Below are 3,846 nucleotides of genomic sequence, written 5' to 3' on the forward strand. Positions count from 1 at the left end.
CGTAGCGGCTGCCGAGGCCGAGGCGCTGCAGCAGCCGCGTCGCGCCCGAGGCGAAGGCCGGCGAGCGCACCATCTTGATCGACAGCATCGGCGCCACCGTGACGATCCGCCGGAACGGCAGCCAGCCGTCCAGCGCCCCGGTGAGCGCCACGCAGCCGCCCATGGAATGGGCGAGGCAGACGTGCGGGTCGGGCATGAACGGCACCAGCACCGCGTCGCGGATCGCCAGCAGGTCGCGACGGTAGTCGTCGAAGGTGGCGACGTGGCCCTTGTGCGGGTCGTCGACCCGACGGTCCGACGAGCCCTGGCCACGCCAGTCGAAGGCGACGACGGCGAAACCCCGGACGCGCAGGTCGCGGATGGTCTCGTAGTACTTCTCGATGAACTCGGCCCGGCCCTGCAGCAGGCAGACCGTGCCCTTGCAGGTCCGGGTCGTCGCGGACCAGCGCGCCGCCCGCAGGGTGCAGTCGTCGGATGTGCCGACCGCCATCACCGTGGCGCCGGGCGGGACCGGGTTTCCAGGCGTGTCGTGCAGGCTGAGGAGTGCGGCGTCCTGCCGCATCTGGCCCGTCGTCCGGCCGGGTCTTGAACGCACCTCGAACCCCTCCAATATCACGATCGTACCGGCCGTCAGGCGGTACGAGCCCGGTCCGGCCCACGCGGCGGACCATAGACTCAAACCAGCATGTTGCTCCACGGAGGATGTGTCTTATGCGTCAGTTCGATCTTGCTCCCCTCTACCGTTCCACCGTCGGTTTCGACCGCCTGTTCTCGGCCCTCGACCAGTTCGTGGCGACCGACGCGGTGCCGACCTACCCGCCCTACAACATCGAGCGCACCGCCGAGAACGCCTACCGCGTGACGGTGGCGGTGGCCGGCTTCACAGAGGCCGACCTGTCGATCGAGGTGCGGGAGAACGCGCTGACCGTGAAGGGCCAGCGCAAGCCTGATCCCGAGCGTCGCGCCGAGGTGCTGCACCAGGGCATCGCCGCCCGCGGCTTCGAGCGCCGGTTCCAGCTCGCCGACTACGTCCAGGTGACGGGCGCGGCGCTGGAAAACGGCCTCCTCCACGTCGACCTCGTCCGCGAGATCCCGGAGGCGAAGAAGCCGCGCCGTATCGAGATCGCCATCGGCGGCAAGACCCGCGCGCCGGCGATCGAAGGCGCAGCCACCGAGGTTCCGGCCGAGGTCCAGAAGGCCGCCTGACCTCGGTCTGCTGACCCTGGTCGCATGACTTGAGAAGGAGCGTCCCGGCCGATGGCCGGGGCGTTTTTCTTTGCGGGGGCCGACCAGGGCGCCGGACAAGACGGGAGCGGCGCCGCACTGCCGCCCTCCCGAGCGGGCGAGGGGGGACTCGCGCCCGCTTCGGCACCGCGGGTGGTGCGTCGAAGCGTTCGAACGGCCGCCAGCGCATGCCGCACGCCCTTTTCGGGGGCGGTGGCGGACTGGGCCATCATGGCGAGGCCGAGCTGCAAAGCGAATTCACACGGGGCAGCCCAAGACGCGCGCCAACGCCTTCGCCACCACCGGATACGATCCGAGCGAAACTGAAAACGTCCTAGCGGTTTCGGTACTAGTCCCAGGCCAGGAAGGCGGGGAACGGGAGGATGATGGCGAAGAAGATCCAGTCGAACATCTGCGGCATGGTGCGGTCCTTCCCTCCCCCTCACTGCCTCCTACCGGGGGTTGCGCGGTCAAGTTCCAGTCCTGTGCTGCCGTCTGCGACAGGACATCCGGCTCGGGAGGTGTGAGACCGAGCTGCGCGAGGTGGTGGACCTCAGGTCGTCGTGTGCCGGGACGCCGGGGTCGGCCACCTACGGGGTCAGCGGTCCTCGCGCTCCCTCTACGACTCGGCCTCACGGCGAACCAGCTCGCGGCCGAGCTGAAGCAGCAGCAGGCGGATCGTCGCCCGCATCTCGGGTGTTCCGTGGGCCTCGATCAGGGCATGCGCTTCGAGGCAGACCTCGGCCATGCGGTCGAGCGTGTCCGTCGCCACCGTTGACCCCCACCTGGATTCGGGCAAAATGTTGCGCGCAATCGATGTCGCGACGCGACGCTACTATGGCCGGCAAGCCAAAGCCGCGCAACAACGTAGACGATAGAAGCGCCACAGTATGCAGAAGCCAGATATAGCCGAGGCTGAGCTGAGCAACGGGCTTATGATCGCCAAGTTGGCGAGGATCGCCGAGGCCCTGGATTGCCCGGTCACGGACTTCTTCGAGGTCGAAGCCAACGCGATGAACGAGACGGCGGCCCTGCTCGCCTCCTGGCACGCGATCTCGGATGCAGACGCGCGCCGCGAGGTGCTGTCCTACGTCCGCGCGGTGGCCGGCGGTGCGTCGCCTGCGGCCCCTCAGGATGCCGCACTTTAACGTGCGACGTTGCGACTTTTTCGGAGCCGGGTATATTTGGGCGATGCCCGACGCACCCGATTCCGATCTTCCGACGAGCGTGATCGCCGAGTCGCGCGCGGTGATCGCGCGATCGCGAGCGGTCCGCCTGGAGGCGCAGGCCCAGCGCGAGGCAGCCCGGGTCGTGGTCGATCAAGTCCGGGCGATGATCGCCCAGTCGCAGGCGGACGGCGATGCCGGCGGCCGTACCGGTTCTGAGCGCACGCCCTGACGGATCGATCCGGCGCGGGTCGGCCCCGAACCGTCAGCGGCTCAGGAGGTGCAGGCTGAACAAGCCGTCCGGATCGAGCCAAACGTTTTTGGGCGTCCAGCCGGCCCGTCCGGCGAGCGCCTGGAACACGTCGGGCGAGTGCTTATGCGAAACGTCGGTGCGGACGCTCTCGCCGGCCGCGAAGTGGACCGCGTCCGTGCCGAGGTGCCAGGTGTCGGCGCGGGCGGCCACGAGGTGGGCCTCGACCCGCAACGGGTCGCGCAGGATGCGGATCTCGTGGCGGAAGGCGTCGCGGTCGATACCGGCATCGAGTTCGCGGTTCAGCCGCCCGATGTAGTTCAGGTGGAGCGCCGGCATCAGCCCGTCGCAGCCGCCGTAGACCCGTTGCAGCCGGTCGGCGTCCTGCGTCGGGTCAGCCCCGACCAGGAGGTGGCTCGGCCCGAGGGTGTCGCGCGCCCGTGCCAGGAAGGCCTCTGCCTCGGCCGGCGCCAGGTTGCCGATGCTGGTGCCGGGAAAGAACCCGAGCACCGGGCCGTCGGCGAGGTCGACGGGGAGCCGGATCGGCTCGGCGTAGTCGGAACAGACCGGGATCATCGCGATCTCGGGATAGTCCTGCGCCAGCGTCCGGACGGAGGTTTCGAGGTAGTCGCGCGAGATGTCGATCGCCACGTAGCGGCGCGGCCGGTCGAGGCCGTCGAGCAGCGTGCGGATCTTGCGGCTCGCGCCGCTGCCGTACTCGACGATCGTCGCCCCGGGCCCGACCAGCGTCGCGATCTCCGGCACCGCCTGCGGCAGCAGCGCCATCTCGCGCCGGGTCGGATAGTAGTCGGGATGATCGCAGATCCTGTCGAACAGGATCGAGCCGGCCTCGTCCCACAGGTACTTGCCCGGCAGTCGCTTTGGCGTCTGTCCCAGGCCGGCGAGCGTAGCGCGCAGGAACGCGTCTCGCTCGGCCGTCTCTTCCGGCGTCATCGCTGGCTCCCGCGCGTCGCGGTGAGGACGACGAGGGCGATGCGCTCCGCGTCGGCGTAGGCCGGTCCCTCGAGTTCTTCGCCGTAGGCGTCCGGGTCGAACTCGCGATACGACCAGCTCAGCCCGGCCGCCTCGCAGGCGGCGGTCGCGGCTTGGCGGAACGGATCCTCCCCCTCGACGATCGCCGAGCCGGTGAACAGCACCAAGCTGCCGCCCGGCGCGAGGCGGGCGCCGGCGGCCTCGACCACGGCG

General features: G+C 69.7%; 6 protein-coding genes and 1 pseudogene. 3 read left to right on the top strand and 4 right to left on the bottom strand.

Annotated elements, in window-relative coordinates; genetic code table 11:
- Positions 1-562: alpha/beta hydrolase (locus FV222_RS19620; RefSeq protein WP_147815437.1), on the bottom strand; the 562-nt coding region annotated here is incomplete at its 3' end.
- Between the two features lie 149 nt (positions 563-711).
- Between FV222_RS19620 and FV222_RS19625 the strand changes: the two genes are divergently transcribed.
- A complete protein-coding gene (locus tag FV222_RS19625; RefSeq protein WP_147815438.1) occupies positions 712-1,206 on the top strand; it encodes an Hsp20 family protein in 495 nt (164 codons plus the stop codon).
- Between the two features lie 637 nt (positions 1,207-1,843).
- Here FV222_RS19625 and FV222_RS29880 read toward each other — a convergent pair.
- The gene (locus FV222_RS29880; protein ID WP_187273639.1) at positions 1,844-1,996 is read right to left on the bottom strand and encodes a hypothetical protein; all 153 of its coding nucleotides are present in this window, start codon (positions 1,994-1,996) and stop codon (positions 1,844-1,846) included.
- A 163-nt stretch (positions 1,997-2,159) separates the two neighbouring features.
- Between FV222_RS29880 and FV222_RS19630 the strand changes: the two genes are divergently transcribed.
- Positions 2,160-2,372 carry a hypothetical protein gene (locus FV222_RS19630; RefSeq protein ID WP_147815439.1) on the top strand — a complete coding sequence of 71 codons (213 nt, stop codon included), beginning with the start codon at positions 2,160-2,162 and terminating at the stop codon, positions 2,370-2,372.
- 43 nt (positions 2,373-2,415) lie between these two features.
- On the top strand, positions 2,416-2,622 hold the full coding sequence (locus FV222_RS19635) for a hypothetical protein (protein ID WP_147761639.1): 207 nt from the start codon (positions 2,416-2,418) through the stop codon (positions 2,620-2,622).
- Between the two features lie 33 nt (positions 2,623-2,655).
- Here the strand turns inward: FV222_RS19635 and egtD are convergent, their stop codons facing one another.
- The gene (egtD, locus tag FV222_RS19640) at positions 2,656-3,594 is read right to left on the bottom strand and encodes an L-histidine N(alpha)-methyltransferase (protein WP_147761640.1); all 939 of its coding nucleotides are present in this window, start codon (positions 3,592-3,594) and stop codon (positions 2,656-2,658) included.
- Positions 3,591-3,846 (bottom strand): annotated as a pseudogene (locus tag FV222_RS19645) (SAM-dependent methyltransferase); the annotation flags it as partial. The pseudogene FV222_RS19645 and the gene egtD, both read right to left, overlap by 4 nt.

The sequence above is a fragment of the Methylobacterium sp. WL103 genome, from assembly GCF_008039885.1.
Taxonomy (GTDB): Bacteria; Pseudomonadota; Alphaproteobacteria; order Rhizobiales; family Beijerinckiaceae; genus Methylobacterium; species Methylobacterium cerastii.

Coding starts and splice junctions, on each gene's coding strand:
- FV222_RS19630 (WP_147815439.1), top strand. CDS start 2,160: ATGATCGCCAAGTTGGCGAGGATCGCCGAGGCCCTGGATTGCCCGGTC.
- FV222_RS19635 (WP_147761639.1), top strand. CDS start 2,416: ATGCCCGACGCACCCGATTCCGATCTTCCGACGAGCGTGATCGCCGAG.
- FV222_RS19625 (WP_147815438.1), top strand. CDS start 712: ATGCGTCAGTTCGATCTTGCTCCCCTCTACCGTTCCACCGTCGGTTTC.
- egtD (WP_147761640.1), bottom strand. CDS start 3,594: ATGACGCCGGAAGAGACGGCCGAGCGAGACGCGTTCCTGCGCGCTACG.